Consider the following 22,061-nt stretch of genomic DNA (forward strand, 5'->3'; position numbering starts at 1 on the left):
TACCGACGAAGGGACGTCCCCGGTGACTGTCGACCGTGCACCCGATGGATCCATCCGCCGGCCGCTCCTGCTGGGCGCGACGTTCCGCATCCTCGCGGCAGCGCAACGCCCGATGGCTCCGGCCGAGGTGCTGCGGCTGGTGTCCGAGCAGGTGTCGCCCACCGCGATCGAGCTGTCGACGAACAACAGCGGGTTCCGCCGCATGGAGACGTTCATCCGCTTCGCGTCGAGCTGGGCCCGCGTGGTCGGCTGGCTCTCGAAGGCGGACGGCTGGTCGCTGACGGACGCGGGCCGCGCCGCGATGGACGCTGCCGCCTCCGACACGGACCTGTACTCGACCCTCACCCGGCAGTACCAGGCCGTCGTGCGGCGCCGAAAGCGCGAGGGCCCGACGGCGGCCACCGACGACCTCCTGCGCGCCGCGCTCGACGTCATCGAGCCGGGCATGTGGACGTCGCTGACGGACCTGGCGCAGTTCACGGGGCGCACGTTTCAGAACGTCTCCGGCGCCGTCACCGGGACGCCGCATCCAGCGGCTCACCGGGTACTCACCGCGGAGGGCTCCGTGCCGACCGACTTCCGCTGGGCGGACACGAGCCGCACCGACGACCCCGCCGACGTCCTGCGTGGCGAGGGCGTGGAGCTCGACGAGAACGGCCGCGCCAGCCAGGCAACACGCCTCACGTCCTACGACCTGCGCGAGCTCCTGGCGGAGACCACGTCGCCGAGCACCCGCCGTGCGTGGCTCGTCCGCGGCAACAACGTCAACGGCAAGAACCTCGTGCCGACGTGGCTCACCCGGGGGTCCGTGTCGGTCGCGGCGAGCCAGATCCGCTCGCTCGACCTGCCGCTGACCCGAGCCGAGATCGTCGCGGTCGTCGAGGAGGACTACGCCCAGAAGTCCTACAACACCCGCAACGAGAAGGTCACCGAGCTCGACCTGTTCATCAACCGCATCCAGGTGGGCGACCTGGTGCTCGTCAACGACGGCGGCAGCTTCTACCTCGGTGACGTCACCGGCGAGGTCACGTCGGTGCGCTCGTCGGACGACCGGTCCAACCTGCGCCGCGACGTCACCTGGCGCAACGCCGACCAACCTGTCGACCTCACCGACCTGCCGGCCGCCCTCAAGCCCAAGCTGTCGAGCCAGCACACGGTCATCGACCTCACGAGCGAGCTCGCGGCGCTGGCGGGTCTGGTCGCCACGGGCGTCGAGGAGGAGACCAAGGCGGCGAAGACCGCGCCGACCGAGCTCGTGCTGCGGCCCGCGACCGACGACCTGGCCGACCGGCTGCTCGTCGACCGGGCGTGGGTGCAGTCCTGCATCGAGCTGCTCCGCGACCGCCGCCAGATCGTCTTCTACGGCCCGCCGGGCACCGGCAAGACCTACCTCGCGCAGGAGATCGCGCACCACCTCACCGACGAGTCCGCCGTCAAGCTCGTGCAGTTCCACCCTGCGTACTCGTACGAGGACTTCTTCGAGGGCTACCGCCCGGTCGCGCCCAAGGACGGCTCTGCCACCGTCGGCTTCGCGCTCACCCCGGGGCCGTTCCGCCGCCTGGTCGACGCCGCGCGGGAGAACCCGTCGACGCCGTACGTGCTGATCATCGACGAAATCAACAGGGCCAACCTCGCCAAGGTCTTCGGCGAGCTCTACTTTCTGCTCGAGTACCGCGACCGCGCCATCGACCTGCTGTACAGCACGGGCGACGAGGCCGGGTTCACGATGCCGTCGAACGTCTTCCTCATCGGCACCATGAACACCGCCGACCGGTCGATCGCCCTCGTGGACGCCGCAATGCGCCGGCGGTTCGCGTTCAAGGCGCTGCACCCCAGCGTCGAGCCCACGCGCAGCATGCTGCGCCGCTGGCTCGACCGGAAGGGCCTCCCGGCCACCACCGCCGACGTGCTCGACCACCTCAACGCGCTCATCACCGACGAGGACTTCCGCATCGGCCCGTCGTACTTCATGCGTGACGACGTGCACCGCGACGGCGGCCTGGAGACCGCGTGGGAGACGGCGATCCTGCCTCTGCTGGAGGAGCACCACTTCGGTGAAGGGTTCGACGTCACCAGCCGGTACTCGCTGTCGAAAATCACCGCTCGGGTCGCCCGCGCCGCAGTCCCACCCGAGACCCCCGATCCGGTACAGGCAGCGGACGAGGCCGCCGACCCGGTGCCGTGACCAGGCTCGAACTGCGCGAAGGCGGTGACCCCGTCGAGGTGGCCCTCGACGAGCGGTCGGGACTCGCGCTGCGTGCCAGCGGTCTCGTCACCGCGGCGCCTGCCGTCGCCGCAGGGTGGTGGACCGTCGGCCCCACGACCAAGGTCGGCGTCGCCCGGGTGGGCGACGTCGAGATCGTCGTGCGCCCCAAGGTCGACATCCGACGGCTCATGTTCCTCGTCGGGTACGCACGCGACGGGTCGCTGTGGCGCGAGGAGGACGTCCCGCTCGACGAGCACACCGACCTGCTGACCGCGATCGCGTGGGCCTTCGCCCGCCAGGCCGAACGTGCCACGGCCCAGGGCCTGCTGCAGGGCTACCGCGTCGAGGAGCGCTCATCGCCCGTGCTCCGCGGCCGCATCCGCACCACCGACCAGCTGACCCGCCACCACGGCCTGCCGCTGCCGCTGGAAATCCGCTACGACGAGTTCGACGTCGACATCCCCGAGAACCAGATCCTGCGCGCGGCAACCCACCGCCTGCTCCGGCTGGAGCACCTCCCGCACGACGTCCGCCCACGGCTACGCCGGCTCTCGCGCGCACTGGCCGACGTCAGCCCGCTCCCCAGCGGCGGCACCGTCCCGCGCTGGTCACGCTCGCGACTCAACACCCGCTACCACGTCGCGCTCGGACTCGGTGAGCTCGTCCTGCGTGGCAGCTCCGTCGAGCAGGACGCCGGTCTGGTGCGCATCGACGGGTTCATGCTTGACATGGCCAAGCTGTTCGAAGACTTCCTCGCCGAGGCCCTCGGGGGTGCGCTCCAAGCGCGCGGCGGCGTATGCCGTCCGCAGGACAGGTGGCACCTCGACGAGGGGGCGTCCATCGACATGAAGCCCGACCTGGTCTGGTACGGCACCGGGTCGACGCGTCCCACGGCCGTCATCGACGCCAAGTACAAGGCCGAGAAGCCGAGCGGATACCCGAACGCGGACCTGTACCAGATGCTCGCGTACTGCACAGTCGGTGGCCTCGCACGCGGTCACCTGGTGTACGCACGAGGCAACGAGCCGCAGGCGCACCATCGCATCGCCGGCACCTCCATCTCGGTGCACCAGCACGCCCTCGACCTGGACACGCCGCCTCGCGAGCTCCTGCGTCAGGTCGGCGCACTCGCGGCCCACATCGTCCACCTCGCACCACGCCAGGGGGCGTAGTGGCTCGTGACCGCTCGTCCGCCTTCGACGACCCTGCGCAGCGCGTTCGCGATGCTCGGCGTGCGTTCGCCGTATCGATCGCGACGACCACCGGGCTGTCGATACTCCTCACGCTCGGTGTCGCGATGCTGATCGCCACGGTCCCCTCGCTCGGCGGCGGCACCCCGTGGACTGATGCGCTCCCGCGGCTGAGCCTGAACGAGGCGCTCACACTCATCACGGTGTTCCTGGTCGTCTACGGCCTCGGTGTCGTGCGAGAGCCTGAGCGTGTCCGACAGAGCAGCACCGACGACACGGCAGCCTCGATGGCAGGGCAACAGCTACGCGAGATTGCCGTCATCGCAGGGTGGGCTGGAACGACCATCGCGCTATGGGCGGCCGTCGACGCCCAGGCGGAGTGGCAGGCCGCAGGTCACACGGCGGGCGAGTCGGCAGGGCGCCTCGTCGCGGCACTGATGGCCGGCGCACTGATGGCGTCGTTGGCCGCCCTCGTACCGATCCGGTACCCACCTCACATTCAGGCGCTCGTCGACGAGGGCCGGCGTGCCAACGAGAAGCGCATCCTGGAGCAGCTGCACGCGTGGGGCCTCTCAAGCGAGCAGGTCACCGCCGTACGCGGAAGCACTCGGGCGAGAGCCTCCAGATTGGTGCTCCCGACGGTGGGACAGACCTTCGCACCGTGCGCACTGGTCATCGGATCCATAGCGCTAAGTCACCCAGAGCGCGCTGCCAGGCTCGTCGGCCTGGGCCTGGCGGCTTACGTGTTCACCCTCATTGGTGCGGTCACCCTGATCGCACCGGTGGCGTTCTTCCGAGGTGTCCCGCGAGCACCGATCCTGGGGGCTGCTTCCGTCGTCTACCTGCTCCTGTGGCTGCTCCTGTACCTCGGGTTCGTCTTCTCCAGATGGGGGCAGCCTGTCGACTTGGCATTGTTGTGCGCCCCCCTCCTCGTTGTGGGGCTGCGGCTCGGCGGCAGCCTGATCGTTCGGCGATCGGGGCCCGCTATCGTTCGCGGCCCCTGGTCTGTCGTCGACCGCCGCTGGTGGGTGGCGGCGTACCTCGAAACGTCACAGGCCGCGCGCGTTGCCGCTGCCACGACGCCCGCCGAGTCAGAACTCCACCGCGGATACATGTGACGGCATCGACCAAACCGACACCGAGGCGCAGTCAGGGCCGCTTTCTCGTCATCTTGCGACGAGAGCCGCCGTCTGAGCGCGCCACTGCTGTAGCCTGCTTCCATGCTCGTTCGTCTCGAGGTCGAGAACTTCCGCTCGGTGGCTGACCCCGTCACGCTCTCGATGGTGGCGATCGACCGCGACCGTGAGGCCGCGCGTGAGCAGCAGCCACTGGGTGAGCACCTGCTGACGGTCGCCGGCGTCTACGGACCGAACGCTTCCGGCAAGTCGAACGTCCTCGCAGCACTCGGGTGGCTCCAAGGTGCCGTCCGCGACTCGTTGCGCTCCTGGGAGGACGAGATCCCCGTCGAGCCGTTCGCGTTCGGCACGTGGGCGACGCGGCCCAGCAGGTTCGTCGTCGAGGCCACGGTCGACGGCGTCCGCGTCGACTACGAGCTCGAGGTCACGCGCGACCGCGTGCTGTACGAGGCGCTCTTCGAGTACCCGGAGCGTCGACGTCGCAAGGTCTTCGAGCGCGACGGCGATGAGCTGACGATCGCCCGCGGCCTCGGCGCGCTCACGGGGGCCCGCGGCCTCCTGACCCCTCGCACGCTGGCACTGTCGGCCATGCGCCGGTTCGACGACGGACGGGTTGGTGCGTTCGCGTCACGAGTGCTGCGGATGCAGACGTTCGGCGTGAACGGCCGGCGGCTCGGCACGGGGCGGCTGGGTGCGTGGGCGGACGCCTGGGCGTCACCGACAGCCAAGCTCTTCGGCGACGAGGCTGCCCAACCGACCCTGTTCGACGGGCCGGACGTCGACTCCCCTCTCGTCGCCCCCCGGGACCGCGCGCTGGCACTCCTGCGACTCGCCGACCTGGGGATCGAGGACGTCACGTTCGTCGACGAGCCGGTCGTCGCGGCGGACGGCAGCACACGCATCCGACGCCGACCCCAGCTCGTCCACCGCGCGGGCGACTCGCGCGTCTCGTTCGAGCTGCGAGCCGAGTCCGAGGGAACCCGCACCTGGTTCGGCCTGATCGGGCCCGTGCTGTCAGCCCTCGACCGCGGAAGTCTCGTGGTCGTCGACGAACTCGACGCCAGTCTGCATCCTGCTCTCTCGGTCGAGCTGCTGCGGCTGTTCCGTGACCGGTCGACGAACCCGCGCAACGCGCAGCTCGTGTTCACGTCGCACGACGCCGCGCTCCTCAACCACCTCAACCGTGACGAGGTCTGGCTCACCGAGAAGTCCGACGACGGGTCGACCCACCTGGGCGCGCTCTCCGACTTCGCCGGGGAGCGCGTTCGCCGATCACAGAACCTCGAGAGCGCCTATCTCCACGGACGATTCGGCGCACTTCCGGACGTGGATCGAGCGGGACTGCTGCAGGCGCTCGGCCTGATCGGCTGAACGTGGCACGCCGAGACCGCACCCGCCCGCAGCTGCGCCGGACGAGCGGGACGCGCGCCGAGCTGCGCACGGTTGTCGTCTGCTGCGAGGGCAGCGTGACCGAGCCCGAGTACCTCCGGGCGTTCAAGCGCCTACCCGCCGTACGGCGGCAGACCACTGTCCGCATCGAGATCGCCCCTGACGCCGCAGTCCCGTACCCGCTGGTCGAGGCTGCCGCGGCCCGAGCACAAGATCCCGAGCTCGACGAGGTGTGGTGCTTCATCGATGTCGAGGCGCCCACACCGCACCCTCGTCTCGCCGAGGCGGTCGAGCTCGCTCGACAGGCTGGTGTGCGCCTGGCGATCTCCAACCCGTGCTTCGAGCTCTGGCTCGTTCTGCACGAGCGCGACTGGAACCGGCCTGCGACGTCAACCCACGAGATGCAGGCCAGAGCCCAGTCGCTGCCTGGGGTCTCCCGGAAGCACGTTGACGTCACGCTTCTCGCGTCACGACACGAAGCAGTCCGCCGGGCGCGAGCTCTGGCTGCTCGGCACGCGGATGACGGCGCGCGGCTCCCGCACGACAATCCTTCCTCGAGCGTGTACACGTTCATCGAGACGTTCGATCCTGAGCATCGCGAGTTGCGAGCACTGCACGATCGATCCGGATAGAAGTGAGCTTCATCGTCGGGCTCCCGGGGGGCGTCACGGGCGACGGGTCTCGTCGCGAAGAGTGAGGGACAGCAACAGTGCCGCGAGAGCATCGGCCTCGTGGGTGGCGTCTGACGCTGACGGCGGAAGCACCGACGCCCCGTGCTGAGCGCCGAGGATCCCGATCGCCAGCGCCGCGGCGGTCGGCGGCACCCCGGGAACTGCTCCCAGCGCCTCGTCGACGGTCGAGCACGTGCGCACGAGCTCGAACGCGTCAGCTGCCGTCCGCAGCACGTCACTGGCCGTGGCAGCCACGGCGTACCTCTGACCGCTGCGGAGCGCGGACCGCAGGTCGTCGACCGGGTTCGGTCTCGTCAGCCACGAGTCCGGCGATCGCAGCGCCTCGGGCTCGCGTACGTCGAGGAGCCTCAGAGCGAGGCTGTGGACGACGCACCCGGTGGCGTCGATGTCGACCGGTGCGACGCCGTCGCCGACCGTTCTGCCGATGAGGTGGTCGAGCCACCCGGCGTTGACGAGGTCGAACGTCTGGTGCTGGCGCGGCGCGATCATGACAGCGACCGGGGCGGCCATCGCCAGGACCAGGTCCGGCTCGTCGTCGCCGCCACGTCGCAGCGCCTCCCCGTCGACGGCGTCGGTGCACAGCCGGCGTGCCGAGGCCAGGACCGCCCGAGAGACGGCGCCCAGGTCGGTGGACCCGCGGGCCGCCTCGTCCCCGAGGCAGAGCCCGCGGAGCAGCCCGGCGACCCGGTCCGCGATCACGCGCCCGGCCGCAGCGCGTGCTCGACGGGGACGGTCATCAGCGCGACTCCTAGCTCGGTGGCAACGGCACGCAGCCGCTCCAGCGCCTCGTCGGGCCCGCCTTCGGGCACCACGACGGCGGCCTCGCACTCCGCCTGGTCGAGGTTGAACCTGTCGAACCAGTGGGACAGCGGCGTCGCGCCTCGGATGAAGTCGCGATACAGCACGGCCTGGTGGACGGCGTGCCGGTAATAGCGCTCACCGCTCGCGCCGCCGACCTTCATCTCCAGCGCCCACGGCGTCCTGCCGACCCTCAGCATGCCGTCGAGGTACCGCGCGGCGCGGGAGGTCACACCCCAACGGGTGGGGAACTGGCTGCCCCAGTTGACGACGTCGTGCTCCCTGATGAGCTCGAGAGGCTCGCCGGCCGGCGTACCGAGCGGCACGGCTCCGCGCAGGATCCTCGACTCGAGGGCGTGCTCGTCCTGCACCCCGGCGACCGCCCCGGGCGCGTCCGCGAACTCCCGCAGCACGTGGACGGCCCGGTCGAGGCTCTCCGCGGTGAGGTCGAGCGTGATCGGCGCCGCACCGGCGATCTCGATCCACCTGCTCCGGTGGTGGCTGATGCGCCCGTCGGCGCGGTCCTTGCCGACGTCGAGCACCCGCTCGTCGCGGAGCAGACCGCGACCTGCAGCCCTTCGAACCGGATGGACCACCGACGCCCGCGGGACGAGAGCATCGGGTAAGCGCGGTACTCGGGACGCTCCGTGCCCATCACCAGAGCTGTGACCAGGCCCGGCGGCTCCTCCGGGACGGCCCGGAGCAGGTCCGCCCACTGCCGGTACCGGTAGTGATCTGCGTCGGACCACGGCACGCGCTCGTCCGCGGGCTCCGCCAGCCCACCGTCGGGCGTGATCGCCCGCAGGTGGACCTTCAGCGTGCGGGTGCTGCTCGCCAGCGTCTGCAGGGCGACCGAGGTCTCACCGTCACCGGGGCGCTCGGCGAACCACACCCACAGGTCCGTCGGGTGGAAGCCCCTGCCGGCATCGTCCAGGTGCAGGCTGACGAGGTCGGTGAAGACGTCGATCTGATGCGCCATCTCAGCACCGACGGCCACGCCACGCCGCCCGTCCTTGACGAACCGGATCGTCGTCGAGGAGATCGAGCGCTTCCGGTCCTGCCGGTGCTCGACGTCCGTCGCCCCGAGGCGGCGCAGCACGTCCGGAAGCTCCTGGGTGGTGATCATGATGCCTCCGTGCCTACCGACCACCACGCGCCGTCGCGTCGGGGGGTGGTCCCGGGGAAGTGCCGGACGAACTCGTCGGCACCCTCTGTGTGTATCGGCACGACGGCCCCCGGCTTGACCGCGTCGACGAGCCTGCGCAGATCCCGGACGGACGCGCGGCCCGACGTGTGGTGCTCGACGACGGGGACGCCCGCGGCACGCGTCGCCTCCCGCAGACGGGCACCCGACGGCTCGGCGAGGTAGCCCGACCACATCGACCAGACGAACGTGCCACCCACCGCCAGCGCACGGTCACGCAGCAGCTCGTGCGCCACGGACTGCCCGCCGAGGACGACGTAGCGCTCCGGGTGCGCGACCAGCTCCTCGGTGAAGACGCGGTACGGCCGGACCGCTGCCGTGCGGTGGAACTCACCGGACTCCTTCACACGCACGCGCTGCCGTCGCGGCAGCCACACCCCGAGACTCGGGAACCCGGGCTGCGGGATGGTCGAGCGACCCGTCGCGCCGGCGACCGCGACCGAGTAGAGGTCGACCAGGAGGGTCCGCCCGGCACGCCGAGCCGCGCGGTACACGGTGACGAGCCGATCGACGTTCTGCGCCGACGACGCGACGACCGCCAGGCTGGTGGTTGCACGGAACGTGGCCGCCAGGTCCAGCTCGACGCGTGCCTCCGTGCGCGGCTCGTGCCGCTCGGAGCCGACGTGCGTGCCCTCCATCAGCAGCGCGTCGACGTCCGGCGGGGGCGACGCCAGCAGCCGCTCGAACGTCCGCTTGCGTCCGTGACCGCGCAGGTCGCCGGTGTACATCAGCCGCTCACCGCCGGCCTCGAGCACGACGGCGTAGGCGTCGAACGCGCTGTGGTCGACGAGCAGCGGCGTCACCCGGAAAGGGCCGATCGAGAAGGTCTCACCGTCGACCAGGTGGCCCGCGGTGCGCAGCGACGGCCCGGGCGAGAAGAACTGCGCCGCCTCGATGATCGCCGTGGCCGCCCGCCCGGCGTAGACCGGCACCGACGGGTGCACCTGGTCGAGAAGCCCGTAGTGGTCCAGGTGCCCGTGCGAGATCAGCACACCTAGCAGCGACGGGTCCGCCCCGTCGGCGAGGCCGGGCACGTCCGGCAACGGGACCTCGTCCTCCCTGCCGGCCGTCAGCGGCCGACCCACGTCGAGTACCAGCCGCGCACCCTCGGCCTCGACCTCCACGCACGTCCCACCGACCTCGTGGCACCCGCGGTGCACACGGACCCGCATCCCGGTCGTCGTGGTCATGTGGAGGACCGTCCCAGGCGGGTCCGACACGCTCACCCGGTCGGCCCAGTGCCCGCTGGCATCGATCCCTGCCCGGCACCGTCCCGAACCGATGCTCCCGGCATGGTCAGCACCCGTGCCCGATGGACCCCCGCGCGTCGACCGGTTGTCCACAGATCCGCACTGCCAGGACTGCGGACGGCACAGAACCGGTACTTTTCCGGCATGCCGCCGCGCACCTGGGACCGACGAGCCCTCGCATCGACAGCCGCCCTCTCGGTGGCAATCGCACTCGCAGGTTGCGACGGCGGCAGCAGCCCCGACCCCACGACGCCACCGGCCGTGACGGCGTCTCCAACACCCACTTCCACTCCTACGCCGACGGTTCCGAGTACCCCCTCACGACCGGACGCAATGTCCTCGTCCACCGCGGAGGGTGCCGCGGCCACGGCCGAGTTCTTCATGACCGATCTCTATCCCCACATCTACAGGACCGGTGACCTGACGGAGTGGGACGTGCTGTCGTCACCCGACTGCACGTTCTGCAACAACATGCGCTCCAAGATCACCGAGATGCTCGCAGCGGAAGAGCGCGTCGAGGCTGGCGCCATGAGCGCCAGCAACACCGCGACAACTGAGCAACGCGAGGGCACGTGGTACCTCGTGTCGACGCGCCTCTCGCAGGAGGATTCGACCCGCATCGACAGCTCCGGCACCCCCGTGAGCACGACGCCCGGCGGCACCGTCGACGCTCTGATCGCTCTCTCCTGGGATGGCGGCTGGCATGTGGACGAGGTCGAACTGACTCCCGCGGGAGCGTGACAGGTGCGTCTGGCTGGGGTCGCACTCGGCATCATCCTCGCCCTCGCCCCAGGCGATGACGGGATCGTGCCGGACGCCGAGTTGGCCGGTGACAGCGCCACGATCGGGGCGGCACGAGGTCAGGCGATGCAGGACGAGCACGAGAGAAAGCGCGGGACAGCGGAGTACGACCTCGAGGACTTTCTTCGTGCGCCCATGTGTGACGTCGCGGGCCCAGTACTCACCACGCCGCTGAACGGTGACTGCCCCGAGGCTCAGGGCACCGTCGCGAATGTCAACACGTGCGGTGAAGACACGCAGTTGCTGCCGTTGTGGAGGCGGCAGCGCGCCTCCGCTGACGATATCTGGGGCCCGTGGCGCAACGTCGACCTGGGTGGATGCGGCGTCGACATCCTCCCCGTCCTGACGGAAGCGGACTTTCGCCGCCTCCCCCTCCCCGCACCGGCACTGACTCTGCAGCCCGACCGCGGCTGGGTCCTGATCAACATCGAGACCATCGTGCGCACCGACCCCACACCGGTCACCCTGCGCACCGACCTGCTGGGCGTCGGCATGACGGTCGAGGCCACCCCCACCTTCTGGACCTACGACTTCGGCGACGGCCACACTCTCTCGACCCGGTCCCCGGGGCATCCGTACCCGGACCACGACACGTTCCACGAGTACGAGTTGCCCAGCCCCGAACGCGCCATCACCCTCACCGCCGAGTGGACCGGCCGCTACCAGGTCGACGGCTCCCCGGTCTGGCGCGACATCGACGGCGTCGCGCTCACCACGACCACCAGCGCACCGTTCCGGGTCGAGGAGCGCACCAGCCGACTCGTCGACAACCTCTGCACCGACAGGCCCAAGCCCCCGGACTGCTGACCGCCTCACCCTGCACCGTCGGTGCAGGCGTCGAGCGGCTCTGCCGTCGCAGCTTCTGCCCGACACCGCGCGGGACGCGTCCGACAGAGCGCCGGCAGTCGCCCCTGTGCATCGAGCGATGTGGCCGGTCACACGGGACGCATCGACATCCTGCTGTCGGCTGCCGACCACGCATCGCCACTGGACCGGGCATCTAGCGCCAACGCGCCGGCACCCGTGGCCAACGCCTGGTCGAGAACCGTCAGCACCAGCGACACGTTGCCCAACGCGTCCTGCACCATCCCCGCACCGAGCGCCTGGCCCGTCGCATGACACTCGGCGCCCACGACGCCGGCCTGCTGATCCAGTACGGCCGCGAAGTTCCCGACGTCGGCAACGTCGACCTTGAGGTCCGTCATTGCGTTACTTCCTGAGAGGCTGCTGGCGACTCGGGACGAGCACTCGCCCTCGAAGGTCGGACAGGACCGTAGGAGGGCATTGGCCGTCCCGCATTGCGGTTCACTTGACCGGCTCCAGCGGCGGGACGAGCACGTCATCCCTCCCCTTGCGTGCCAACGCCTCCAGATCGGGGGCCGGGTCGAAGACAGCGCGAGGGATATCGAGCGTCTTGCAGTACTCGTCGGCGAGCTCGGTCCCGTCGGCAAGGATGAACGGCTCCTGCGGTGGGCGGCCGGTCGCCATCCGACGATCACCGCTCTCAGTGAGCTCAACGGGGTAGTAGCGCACCAGGGGCCAGTCGTTTCCGTCGTCGTACGGCGGCTGCATCTCGATCGCATCCACGCAGGCGGCGACGACCGCGCCCTTCCCATCGTCGTCCACCTGCACCGCGACGGGAGCAACGGGACGTGGTCCGAGATATACGTGCGGGCTGCGGTGAAGCAGATCGCCCTGAACCGCCGCGGCGAAGCTGTGAATCGTGAAATTGCTCCACGTGGATGTGACCTCCGGCGGCGTGAAGTCCGCTTCGTTGGATGCCCAGGCCAGCACGAACTCGGCCTCTCTGACCGTCTCGACCCACTCGTCAGACTCGAGGGGGCCGGACGGCCGCCCGCCCACCCATATCAACGACGGTCGAATCGCAGGTGCGGCATCGGTAGAGGTGCACGCCGGAATCAGACTGGACAGCAGCGCGACGACAACTGCGCGGCACCAGACTGCCCTCGTCGGAGGGTGAGCGTCTCGCTGCCTCATACTCCGTCGCTCCCTCGTCATTTCCTACCTGCATTTGTCGCCGCATTGACGATCGCTTGCTGCATCACTGCAGAGGTGTCCGTGTATCGCTGGTAGAGCGTGGCACCGTCTGATGCCGCGGTCAGGAGCACCTCGGAGTCCCCCCGGAGTTCTGGACCGTCCCACAACTCGGAATCACGGAACGTCGCCGACGCCTCGGCGAAGTACTGCTGGATCGGGTCAGCATCCGGAGGGCGGATGTGCACCGGGCTCGGCTGATCAGGTGTCAGCAATCGGACGGTCTCCTGTTCGAGATGACCGACAGCGACGTCCAAGCCGATGGCAACGATCGGGTGTGGCACCTTGGTGAGCAGCAGATTGACGGGGATTTTTCCGATCCCGACCGCCGCACGCATCTCGTCGGACATGCGCTGGTGCTCAGCCTGGAGGGTTCCGTTGATGGCACCGTCCGCCACACCCCAGAGGACGGCAAGCCGATCCAGCGCCAGGCTCGCGGACGCCCCGCGTGATGTCGCGACGTCCAATGCGATTGCCTCGTAGGCGAGGACGGCCTTGCCGGTGTGGTTGTACCCGGCTGGCTGACTGGTGGCGGCGGCGAGCACCTGCACGAGTTGCTCGCGAGTGACGGTCGCGGTGACGATCCCTGGCTCTTCCCAGTTGAGGGTGTAGCCGGCGGCCAGGCGGCGCGAGGGACGGGCGGCGCGTCGGTGCCCGGGTAGAGGTCGAGGTCTCCCGAGGATGGAAGTTCTCACACAGCCATCCAGGAAGACCTCGACGTGCCTGACGCTACCTTCACGACCCCTGACCTGACGACGTTCTGCCGCCTCGACGAGCTCGGTCTCGTGGTCGTGGGCCAGCACCTGGAAACTGACCGGGCGGTGCTCGCTTGCCGCGTCCAGGAGGACGAGGCGGCGCGCTGGTGCCGGCGTTGCGGCTGCGAAGGCGGCCCGCGGGACACCGTGACCCGACGGTTGGCGCACGAGCCGCTGGGCTGGCGCCCGACGACCCTGCTGGTCACGATCCGCCGCTACAAGTGCACCGGTTGCGGGCACGTCTGGCGCCAGGACACCAGCCGCGCCGCCGAACCGCGCGCCAAACTGTCCCGGACCGCCCTGCGGTGGGCTCTGGTCGGGCTGGTCTGCCAGCACCTGACCGTCGCCCGCCTCGCCCAGGCTCTGGCGGTGTCGTGGGACACCGCCAACGACGCCGTCCTGGCCGAGGGCGCACGCGTCCTGCTCGAGGACCCGGCCCGCTTCGAGGGCGTGAAGGTCATCGGCGTCGACGAGCACGTGTGGCAACACACCCGCCGCGGGGAGAAGTACGTCACGGTCATCATCGACCTGACCCCGGCCCGCGACCGGACCGGGCCCTCGCGACTGCTGGCGATGGTCGAAGGCCGCTCGAAGCAGGCGTTCAAGACCTGGCTCGCCGAGCGTCCGCAGTCCTGGCGCGACGCTCTGCAAGTCGTGGCGATGGACGGGTTCACCGGCTTCAAGACCGCCACCACCGAGGAGCTGCCCGAGGCGACCTGCGTGATGGATCCCTTCCACGTGGTCCGCCTGGCCGGGGACGCGCTGGACCGCTGCCGGCGCCGGGTCCAGCAGGACCTGCACGGTCACCGCGGCCGCGCCGGTGACCCGCTCTACCGCGCCCGGCGGACCCTGCACACCGGTGCCGACCTGCTCACCGACCGGCAACGCCAGCGCCTGACGGCGCTGTTCGAGAACGAGGACCACGTGCAGGTCGAGGCGACCTGGGGCATCTACCAGCGCATGGTCGGCGCCTATCGAGAGCCCGACCGCGCCCGCGGCAAGCAGCTCATGACCCAGTTGATCGAGTCCGTCACGACCGGCGTCCCGGCCGCCCTGATCGAGCTCCGCACGCTCGGGCGGACCCTGAAGAAGCGGGCCGCCGACGTCCTGGCCTACTTCGAGCGACCCGGCACCAGCAACGGACCCACCGAGGCCATGAACGGACGCCTCGAACACCTGCGCGGCTCGGCCCTCGGCTTCCGCAACATCGCGAACTACATCGCCCGCAGCCTGCTCGAGACCGGCGGCTTCAGACAGCGACTACACCCTGGATTGGGATGAGCCCGATCCCTTCCCGCGTGAGAAGTGAGGGGACCTTTTCCCACTGCCGATCACTGTAGGCCGGACCCCGATTTCCCCCCACCTCGATCAACCCGTGAAGCTGCGCCCCGACCGCCTCTGCGATACGGAGCGAGCCGCGATTGCTGATGTGCTCGGTCCTCAGCAACGACGGGTTGATCGCAAGCTGCTCGAACACCGCATCGTTGATCGACGCGACCTGCCGAGCGTCGAGCGGTCCGTTCGAGCCCTGAACGCCAGCCCACAACGCGCCGATCCCGGCGAACCCGTCAGACTTCGGGATTGACCAGTCACGCTCTCCGAACCAGTAGCCGATGCGAGCACGATCGAACGGCTGAATATCACTCGACCAGTCGATCGAGCCACCCGTCAACCAGTCCCTCGCCTCCTGCGGGTACGTACCCAGCGTGGCGAAGACAGATGCTGCGGGATCGAGGGGAAGTCGCTGCTCAGAGCCCGGCTCCTCGCTCATCTCCAGCCGGAACCCGAGCTTCTGCCCGAAGTCCGCCAGCCTGCCATGCTCCTGCTCGAAGGCGTCGACGCGATCGGCGACGGCAATCGTGAGGGCCGCGCTCATGCGTGCACCGTCGGCATCGGCGAACAGGTAGTCGATCGCTCTCGCGGCGTGACCGTAGAGGTTGCCCGAGTCGAACAGACCCTCCGCGAACTTCTCGGCCTGGGTCGGCGACCACAGCCACGATCCGCGAGCAAGAGCCGCGCGCACGCGGAGCGCAAGCAGCGGAGACGGGTCGCCATCCAGCGACGGACGATCCGGGTGCTCCGCTAAACCGGACACCAGCGCGGCTGTTCGATCACCGCCGAGCGCCTCGAACAGCGCCGCCAGCACTGCAGCTGACTCGTCATCATGGACGTCGAGGAAGTCCGACAACATCTGGACGTCACGCTGGTTGCGGTGGCTGGCGGACACCTTGATCGCCAGGCCGTTGAACCACAACGCCATCTCGCGCGCCTGCTCGGCGGTCAGCGTCCCGGCCGCCGCCGACGCCAGCGCTCGCACGAGCGGCACGTCGACCACCGCGTCCACCCCGGTCCCCGGTGCGTACCCGGTCATCACGTCGACCCCGCCCAGCCGCGCAGCGGTCGCCCGGTCGAGATCCTCCCGCTCGTCGCAGCACGCACGGAACGCCCGCAGCCCAGCGGCCGCGTCCTGCACCGCCGCCTGCCACACCCGCAGTTCGCCGGCCGCAGCAGGCACCGCCGGGAACGCCGGCACGTCGCTCCACAGCCACGGCACGCTCGCAGCACCACCGGCGAGCGCCGCCGTCGCATACCGCTCCCGCGCCGCCACCGCCCGGATCCGCGCCGTCCCCACCTCGTGCCTGGCGACCATCACCCGCCGCTCCAGCCCCCGCAACGCAGCCCCGTACCCGGCCAGCACCTCCGCCACTTGCCGGCACCCACCGGCGGCATCGTCCAGCCCGGCCGCCAACCGCGCCGCCCGTTCTCCGAGCGCCGACGCCCAGGCCCCGACCGACACCGACACGAGCTGGTCCCCCGCCGCCCGCACCGCACCCGCCCGCGCCGTGAACCGCTCCGCGCGCGTCACGTACCCGGCGACGAGGTCATCGATCGCGCCGACGTCACCCGCCTCCGGCGAGCGCTCGAGCACCCCGAGCTCCACGCGCCACCCCCTGCCACGACCGGACGAATCGGACACACCGTAGCGACCGCGGACCGCCTCCCGTGGCAGCTATCCACAGCGACCTCCCGGCTGGCGCGAGCCGTGGGACGAGGGGCACGGCGAGCAACCCGCCCTCCGCTTATGAGTCATGAGTTATGCGCGAGGAGTGACATCATCGTTGGGGGTGGCATAACTCATGTATATAGATGCCGACTCGATCCGGAGCATCGCCGCTGGCGGGGAGACCCTGACGACAGAGTTCACGTCCGACCGGAGCCGACTCAACGACCGCACCCTGGTCGAGGCAGTGACCCGCATGGCCAACGGTCAGGGCGGGACCGTCCTCGTCGGCGTGGAGGACGACGGCACGATCACCGGCTCCCGGCCCCGCCACGGGACCTCCACCGACCCCGCGCTGATGCAGGCCCTGATCGCCAACCTGACGGTCCCCCCGCTGAGCACCACCGTGGACGTCGTGGACGTCGACGGCAGCGCCGTCATCGCCGTCCGCGTCGACCGGTCGACCACCCCGGTGGGCACCCGGCACGGGGTGTACACCCGCCGCGCGCTGCGGCAGGACGGCACTCCGGAGTGCGTGCCCTACGCGTTCCACGAGTGCCCTACGCGTTCCACGAGATGTTCGCCCGCACCGCGGACGCCGGGCAGGTCGACCGTCCCGGACCGTCCTGCGGGGCGACCAGCGAGGATCTCGACCCGGGTGAGTTCCAGCGGTTCCGTGAGATGGCTCGCCGCTCCGGTGGCGATGCGCACCTCGTGTCGCTCGACGACGGTGAGACCGCCCGGGCGCTCGGCCTGATCGGCCCCGACGGGGCGCTCACCACCGGCGCGATGCTCCTCTTCGGCAGGGCGCCCTCACTCGCTTGCTACGTTCCCACGCACGAGGTCCTGTTGCGCAACAGCGCGGTCGAGTCCAACGTCTCGTCGCGCGCACCCCTCCTGGCCGCAGCCGACGACCTGAGTGCGCGCATCGGCGCGCACACCAGGGAGCAGGATCTGGACGCGGGAGCGCCGGGGCGCGCACTACGTGGTGGCGACGGACCACGGGGACTGACCAACCTCACGTGGCACCATGCACCCCGTGGCCCCCACGACCGCTCCACCCCCGGCCGTCCCCGTGCGGGCGGTCCGGGACGCGGTCGACGGCCCGACGTTCGACCGCGGCGTGGGCTACCAGCGCGAGGGCCGCGTGGTCACCGTCGACTGGGACCCGCACGAGCGGGTCCTGACGTCCCTGGTCCGCGGCAGCGGGTCACGCACCTACCGGTGCGTCATCAGCCTCGACGCGCGGCTCGACGTCGTCGACGACCACTGCTCGTGCCCGATGCGCGTCGCGTGCAAGCACGTCGCCGCCACGCTGCTGCACACCGGCGCGCGTCCGGCCATGACGTCCGGCCGCATCCCTGCCGCCTGGAACCATGCCCTCAGCGCCCTGACGACACCCGCGACCCCACCGACCACCGCCCAGGACGCGCCACCCCTTGCGCTGCAGATCCGCGTCGACGGCCTGCCCAAGCACCCGACGGACACGTGGTCGCCCAGCTCCCTGTCGCTGTCGGCCCGCCCGGTGCGGCGCACGGCCAAGGGCACGTGGGCGGCGGCGTCCGACATCGGGTGGGAGACCCTGCGCTACTCGTACGGCTGGTCGCGGACACCCGTCGACCCGGCGGCGCGCACCTGGTTCCGGGAGCTCTACGCGATGCACCTCGAGAGCCGGTACATGAGCGGCGCGTGGCTGGCCCTCGGTCAGTGCTCGCGGTACCTGTGGCCGCACCTGGCCGCAGCGGCGGAGCTCGGCATCGAGCTGGTCGGCCCCGCGCGGTCCGACGTCGTCCGCCTGCTCGGCTCGGCCACCCTGCACCTGGACGTCGTCGCGGACGGGGACGCCGTGCGCGTCGGGCCGCGTCTGCTGCTCGGCGACGAGGAGGCGACGGCGCCGGTGCGCGGCGCCGTCGGCACGACCGGGCTGTTCACCTGGCACGACGTGAACCCCCGCGTCCTGACCCTGGCCCCGGTGGCCCACGCCCTCACGGAGCCGGTGCTCGCCCTGCTCGACCTGCCCACGGTCGTCGTCCCGGCCGGCGACGTGCCCGCGCTCATGGCCGACACGTACCCGCGCCTGCGCCGCACGGTCCGGGTGACCAGCAGCGACGGCAGCGTCGACCTGCCCGAGCCGGACCGCCCCGTCCTCGTCGTGACCTGCGACTTCACCTCCCCGGCCGCGGTGCGGCTGCACTGGGACTGGGAGTACGCACTGGGTGGGGCCAGGGCGCGGCGCCCGCTCGTCGTCACGCCGCAGGACGCCGCCGTCCGGGACCTGGACGTCGAGGCGGAGATCGTGCACCGCGTGGAGGACGCGGTGCACGACCTGCCGCGCCTGGGCGCGTTCCGCGTGGTCGCGCAGCACGAGTTCGCGGGGCTGGCGGCGCTGGACGTCGCCGAGACGCTGCTGCCGCTGCTGGCCGGCCTCGACGGTGTGCGCACGGAGGCCGGCGACGTCCCCGCGTACGTCGCGCTCCACGACGCACCCCACGTGACGGTCGCCGTCCGGGACACCACCGACGCCGACTGGTTCGACCTGTCCGTCACGGTCACCGTCGAGGGACGCGACGTGCCGTTCGCCGACCTGTTCCGTGCGCTGGCCGTCGGCGACGACCGCCTGCTCCTCGCGGACGGCGCGTGGCTGCGCCTGGACCACCCGGCGTTGGACGACCTGCGGCGGCTCATCGAGGAGGCCGCGCGCCTCGAGGACCGCCCCGGCCGCCTGCGGCTCAACCCGTACCGCACGAGCCTGTGGGCGGACCTGACGGACCTGGCCGACGAGGTCGAGCAGTCGACGACGTGGCAGCAGAAGGTCGACGGGTTCGTCCGGCTGCTGCGTGACGGGCCCGGCCCGTCGACCGACCGGCCCGTCCCGGCGACGGTGCACGCCGACCTGCGCCCCTACCAGCGCGAGGGCTTCGCCTGGTTGGCGATGTGCTGGGAGCACGGGCTCGGTGGGGTGCTGGCCGACGACATGGGCCTGGGCAAGACCCTGCAGACCCTGGCTCTGGTCGCGCACGCCCGCGAGCAGCAGCCTGACGCGCCGCCGTTCCTCGTGGTCGCGCCCGCCTCGGTCGTCGGCAACTGGGCCGCGGAGGCCGCGCGCTTCACCCCGACGCTGCGGGTCGTGACGCTCGGCGAGACCGCCCGCCGCTCCGGTGTGCCGCTGGCCGACGCGGTCGCGGGCGCCGACGTCGTCGTGACGTCGTACGCGCTGTTCCGCATCGAGCACGACGACGTGCGCGCGCTCGACTGGTCGGGGCTGGTGCTCGACGAGGCGCAGTTCGTCAAGAACCACGCGACCCGGGCCAACGCGCACGCGCGCGCCCTGCGGGTGCCGTTCAAGCTGGCGATCACGGGCACTCCGCTGGAGAACGACGTCACGGAGCTGTGGGCGATCCTCGCGATCGTCGCGCCTGGCCTGTTCCCGTCCGCTGCCAGGTTCCGCGACGACGTGGCACGGCCCGTCGAGGCCGCGGCACGCCCGACCGCCGACGACGCGACGCGCGCCGAGGCCGCCCGCGCCCTGGCCCACCTGCGTCGCCGGATGCGGCCGGTGCTGCTGCGGCGCACCAAGGAGCAGGTCGCCCCCGACCTGCCCGACCGGCAGGAGCAGACCCACCTGGTCGACCTGGCCCCCGCGCACCGCCGCGCGTACGACACACACCTGCAGCGCGAGCGGTCCCGCCTGCTGGGGCTCCTCGACGACTTCGACGCGAACCGCCTCGCGATCTTCCGCTCCCTGACGACCCTGCGCCGCCTGGCCCTCGACGCCTCGCTCGTCGACCCCGACCGGTACGCGAGCGTCCCGTCGAGCAAGCTCGACGCGCTGCTCGACCAGCTCGCGCCCGTCGCCGCCGAGGGACACCGCGCCCTGGTGTTCTCCCAGTTCACCGGCTACCTGCGCCTGGTGGCCGACCGGTGCCGTACTGCCGGTCTCGCGTACGAGTACCTCGACGGGCGCACACGGCGACGCGGAGACGTCGTCGACCGGTTCCGCACCGGGTCCGCACCGCTGTTCCTCGTGAGCCTGCGCGCCGGCGGGTTCGGCCTGAACCTCACCGAGGCCGACTACGTGTACCTGCTCGACCCGTGGTGGAACCCGGCGGTGGAGCAGCAGGCCGTCGACCGCACCCACCGCATCGGCCAGGACCGCAAGGTCATGGTCAACCGGCTCGTCGCCGCTGGGACCATCGAAGAGAAGGTGATGGCGCTGGCCGCGCGCAAGCGGGCGGTGTTCGACGCGGTCCTGGGCGACGACGAGCAGGCGTTCGCCCGGGCCATCACCGCAGATGACGTCCGCGGGTTGTTGGAGGGGTGACGAGGTCGCACGGGTGCACGGTGCTCGCCCCGAGATGAGACCCTCGGACCATGGGTCCCGTTGTCGACGTCGGCCATATCCACTCCTAGAGTAGATAACATGCTCCCGCGCAATAAGCACCAGGCCGCGACGCTGGCTCGCCACCTCGCGCGCGCACTCGGAGCGCGGGCCCAGGTGACGCAGGCGCCGTACAGCCCGAGCCGCGACGCCGAGGACCGCACAGCCGTCCTCCTCACCACACCCGCCGGCCGGACCTCCACCCTCGTCCCGATCCCCGCGGGTGCCGGCTACCCGCAGGACGTCCGCACAGCACTCCTCATGCTCGACTTCGTCACGCCGGGCGACGTCCCCGTCGTCGTCGCTCGGCACCTGTCTCCCGGTGCGAGGACGCTGCTCGACGATCGCGGGCTGTCGTGGGCCGATGAGGAAGGCAACCTGCGAGTGAGCGCTGGACCCGTCGTCGTCGCGGTCGACGGCCCGCCACCCCCGGTGACAGAGCGACGCGCCCCGACCGAGATGAGCTGGGCCGATGCCAGCGGGGCCGTGGCTGAGCTGATCCTCGAGCGCGCCACGGCCACCGACCTGCACACGGAGATCGAGGCGGTCACCAGCATCGCGGATCGCCTCGGGATCTCGGCTGCGTCGGTCAGCCGCACGCTGCAGAGATTCGACGCCATCGGCTGGACACGGCGCTCCGGCCCTGGCCGAGGACCGCAGGTCGTCCGCCACCTCGCCGACCCCAGTGCCATGCTCAGCAGCTGGGCCGCCTGGAGCACGCGGCGCACCCGGCGCACGACCGTGGCACACGCGTTGGTCACCGACATCGAGGGATGGCTCCGGCGGTTGGCCACCGCGTGGCCTGCCGGCTGCTGGGCGGTCACCGGCGAGGCTGCCGCCCAGATCCGCGCGCCACACCTCAGCCGGGTCTCGGTCGTCGAGCTGTACATCGAGCCGGACCTGTACGACGACGACCTCGACTCCCTCCTTGCTCGCGCGGAGCTCACGCCGGTCCCCACGGGCGGTCGCGTCCGCCTGCTGCGCGCCGACCGCTACCTGACGACACTCATCGCCGCCGACCCCGGTGCCAGCGAGCTCCCGCTCGTCCCCGACATCCGGCTCTACGCGGATCTCCTGTCCGGCGGCGTCCGAGGTGACGAGGCCGCGAGCGCGCTACGGGACAGGAGGATCGGCTTCTGATGCGCACGCCACGCGCACGAGCGCTCGCGGAGGACGCGCTGCGCGACCTGCTGGCCGCCATGGGAC

18 protein-coding genes are annotated in these 22,061 nt (G+C 70.9%); 11 read left to right on the plus strand and 7 right to left on the minus strand.

Annotated features, from left to right (window positions below; genetic code table 11):
- Positions 1-22 precede the first annotated feature (22 nt).
- The 5 genes from CFLA_RS16625 to CFLA_RS16645 all read left to right on the plus strand — a co-directional run bounded on the left by CFLA_RS16625 (position 23) and on the right by CFLA_RS16645 (position 6,553).
- Positions 23-2,185, plus strand: a complete 2,163-nt coding sequence (locus CFLA_RS16625; RefSeq protein WP_187291310.1) for an McrB family protein — start codon at positions 23-25, stop codon at positions 2,183-2,185.
- On the plus strand, positions 2,182-3,378 hold the full coding sequence (locus CFLA_RS16630; RefSeq protein WP_013118509.1) for an McrC family protein: 1,197 nt from the start codon (positions 2,182-2,184) through the stop codon (positions 3,376-3,378). The genes CFLA_RS16625 and CFLA_RS16630 overlap by 4 nt, the downstream gene beginning before the upstream one ends.
- Positions 3,378-4,514 (plus strand): hypothetical protein, encoded by a 1,137-nt coding sequence (locus tag CFLA_RS16635; RefSeq protein ID WP_013118510.1) that lies wholly within the window; start codon positions 3,378-3,380, stop codon positions 4,512-4,514. Before CFLA_RS16630 ends, CFLA_RS16635 begins: the two co-directional genes overlap by 1 nt.
- A gap of 102 nt (positions 4,515-4,616) precedes the next feature.
- Positions 4,617-5,903, plus strand: a complete 1,287-nt coding sequence (locus tag CFLA_RS16640) for an AAA family ATPase (protein WP_013118511.1) — start codon at positions 4,617-4,619, stop codon at positions 5,901-5,903.
- 2 nt (positions 5,904-5,905) lie between these two features.
- A complete protein-coding gene (locus CFLA_RS16645; RefSeq protein ID WP_043599204.1) occupies positions 5,906-6,553 on the plus strand; it encodes an RloB family protein in 648 nt (215 codons plus the stop codon).
- 33 nt (positions 6,554-6,586) lie between these two features.
- Here the strand turns inward: CFLA_RS16645 and CFLA_RS16650 are convergent, their stop codons facing one another.
- From CFLA_RS16650 to CFLA_RS16660, 3 genes are all read right to left on the minus strand, one after another.
- Complete coding sequence (locus CFLA_RS16650) at positions 6,587-7,312, minus strand: hypothetical protein (protein WP_013118512.1); 726 nt, start codon at positions 7,310-7,312, stop codon at positions 6,587-6,589.
- A complete protein-coding gene (locus CFLA_RS16655) occupies positions 7,309-7,953 on the minus strand; it encodes a hypothetical protein (RefSeq protein ID WP_013118513.1) in 645 nt (214 codons plus the stop codon). Before CFLA_RS16655 ends, CFLA_RS16650 begins: the two co-directional genes overlap by 4 nt.
- A gap of 580 nt (positions 7,954-8,533) precedes the next feature.
- A complete protein-coding gene (locus tag CFLA_RS16660; RefSeq protein ID WP_013118514.1) occupies positions 8,534-9,805 on the minus strand; it encodes an MBL fold metallo-hydrolase in 1,272 nt (423 codons plus the stop codon).
- A gap of 204 nt (positions 9,806-10,009) precedes the next feature.
- Between CFLA_RS16660 and CFLA_RS16665 the strand changes: the two genes are divergently transcribed.
- Positions 10,010-10,606 (plus strand): DUF6318 family protein, encoded by a 597-nt coding sequence (locus tag CFLA_RS16665; RefSeq protein ID WP_280956306.1) that lies wholly within the window; start codon positions 10,010-10,012, stop codon positions 10,604-10,606.
- Positions 10,607-10,609: 3 nt separating this feature from the next.
- Positions 10,610-11,473, plus strand: coding sequence for a hypothetical protein (locus CFLA_RS16670; RefSeq protein ID WP_013118516.1), 864 nt, complete (start codon positions 10,610-10,612; stop codon positions 11,471-11,473).
- Between the two features lie 128 nt (positions 11,474-11,601).
- Here the strand turns inward: CFLA_RS16670 and CFLA_RS16675 are convergent, their stop codons facing one another.
- The 3 genes from CFLA_RS16675 to CFLA_RS16685 form a co-directional block, all read right to left on the minus strand.
- Positions 11,602-11,871: a hypothetical protein gene (locus tag CFLA_RS16675; RefSeq protein WP_013118517.1), complete on the minus strand. Its 270-nt coding sequence runs from the start codon at positions 11,869-11,871 to the stop codon at positions 11,602-11,604.
- Positions 11,872-11,971: 100 nt separating this feature from the next.
- Entirely contained in the window at positions 11,972-12,460 is a 489-nt protein-coding gene (locus CFLA_RS16680; protein ID WP_245530265.1) for a hypothetical protein, read from the minus strand.
- A 221-nt stretch (positions 12,461-12,681) separates the two neighbouring features.
- The gene (locus CFLA_RS16685; protein ID WP_013118519.1) at positions 12,682-13,272 is read right to left on the minus strand and encodes a hypothetical protein; all 591 of its coding nucleotides are present in this window, start codon (positions 13,270-13,272) and stop codon (positions 12,682-12,684) included.
- A 168-nt stretch (positions 13,273-13,440) separates the two neighbouring features.
- Between CFLA_RS16685 and CFLA_RS16690 the strand changes: the two genes are divergently transcribed.
- Positions 13,441-14,757, plus strand: a complete 1,317-nt coding sequence (locus CFLA_RS16690; protein ID WP_013116496.1) for an ISL3 family transposase — start codon at positions 13,441-13,443, stop codon at positions 14,755-14,757.
- Here CFLA_RS16690 and CFLA_RS16695 read toward each other — a convergent pair.
- Positions 14,726-16,417: a hypothetical protein gene (locus tag CFLA_RS16695; protein ID WP_043599207.1), complete on the minus strand. Its 1,692-nt coding sequence runs from the start codon at positions 16,415-16,417 to the stop codon at positions 14,726-14,728. The two genes, CFLA_RS16690 and CFLA_RS16695, sit on opposite strands and share 32 nt — an antisense overlap.
- A gap of 196 nt (positions 16,418-16,613) precedes the next feature.
- Here CFLA_RS16695 and CFLA_RS16700 point away from each other — a divergent pair, with 196 nt between their 5' ends.
- The 3 genes from CFLA_RS16700 (at position 16,614) to CFLA_RS16710 (ending at position 21,995) form a co-directional block, all read left to right on the plus strand.
- The gene (locus tag CFLA_RS16700) at positions 16,614-17,234 is read left to right on the plus strand and encodes an AlbA family DNA-binding domain-containing protein (protein WP_013118521.1); all 621 of its coding nucleotides are present in this window, start codon (positions 16,614-16,616) and stop codon (positions 17,232-17,234) included.
- Positions 17,235-17,516: 282 nt separating this feature from the next.
- Entirely contained in the window at positions 17,517-20,798 is a 3,282-nt protein-coding gene (locus CFLA_RS16705) for a DEAD/DEAH box helicase (protein WP_043601198.1), read from the plus strand.
- Positions 20,799-20,897: 99 nt separating this feature from the next.
- Positions 20,898-21,995, plus strand: a complete 1,098-nt coding sequence (locus CFLA_RS16710) for a type IV toxin-antitoxin system AbiEi family antitoxin (RefSeq protein ID WP_013118523.1) — start codon at positions 20,898-20,900, stop codon at positions 21,993-21,995.
- Positions 21,996-22,061 lie beyond the last annotated feature (66 nt).

Source organism: Cellulomonas flavigena DSM 20109 (assembly GCF_000092865.1).
Taxonomy (GTDB): domain Bacteria; phylum Actinomycetota; class Actinomycetes; order Actinomycetales; family Cellulomonadaceae; genus Cellulomonas; species Cellulomonas flavigena.

Bases quoted from the DNA above. Each gene is read 5' to 3' on its own strand.
- CFLA_RS16640 (WP_013118511.1), top strand. From the start codon at position 4,617: ATGCTCGTTCGTCTCGAGGTCGAGAACTTCCGCTCGGTGGCTGACCCC.
- CFLA_RS16660 (WP_013118514.1), bottom strand. From the start codon at position 9,805: ATGACCACGACGACCGGGATGCGGGTCCGTGTGCACCGCGGGTGCCAC.
- CFLA_RS16665 (WP_280956306.1), top strand. From the start codon at position 10,010: ATGCCGCCGCGCACCTGGGACCGACGAGCCCTCGCATCGACAGCCGCC.
- CFLA_RS16675 (WP_013118517.1), bottom strand. From the start codon at position 11,871: ATGACGGACCTCAAGGTCGACGTTGCCGACGTCGGGAACTTCGCGGCC.
- CFLA_RS16700 (WP_013118521.1), top strand. From the start codon at position 16,614: ATGTATATAGATGCCGACTCGATCCGGAGCATCGCCGCTGGCGGGGAG.
- CFLA_RS16710 (WP_013118523.1), top strand. From the start codon at position 20,898: ATGCTCCCGCGCAATAAGCACCAGGCCGCGACGCTGGCTCGCCACCTC.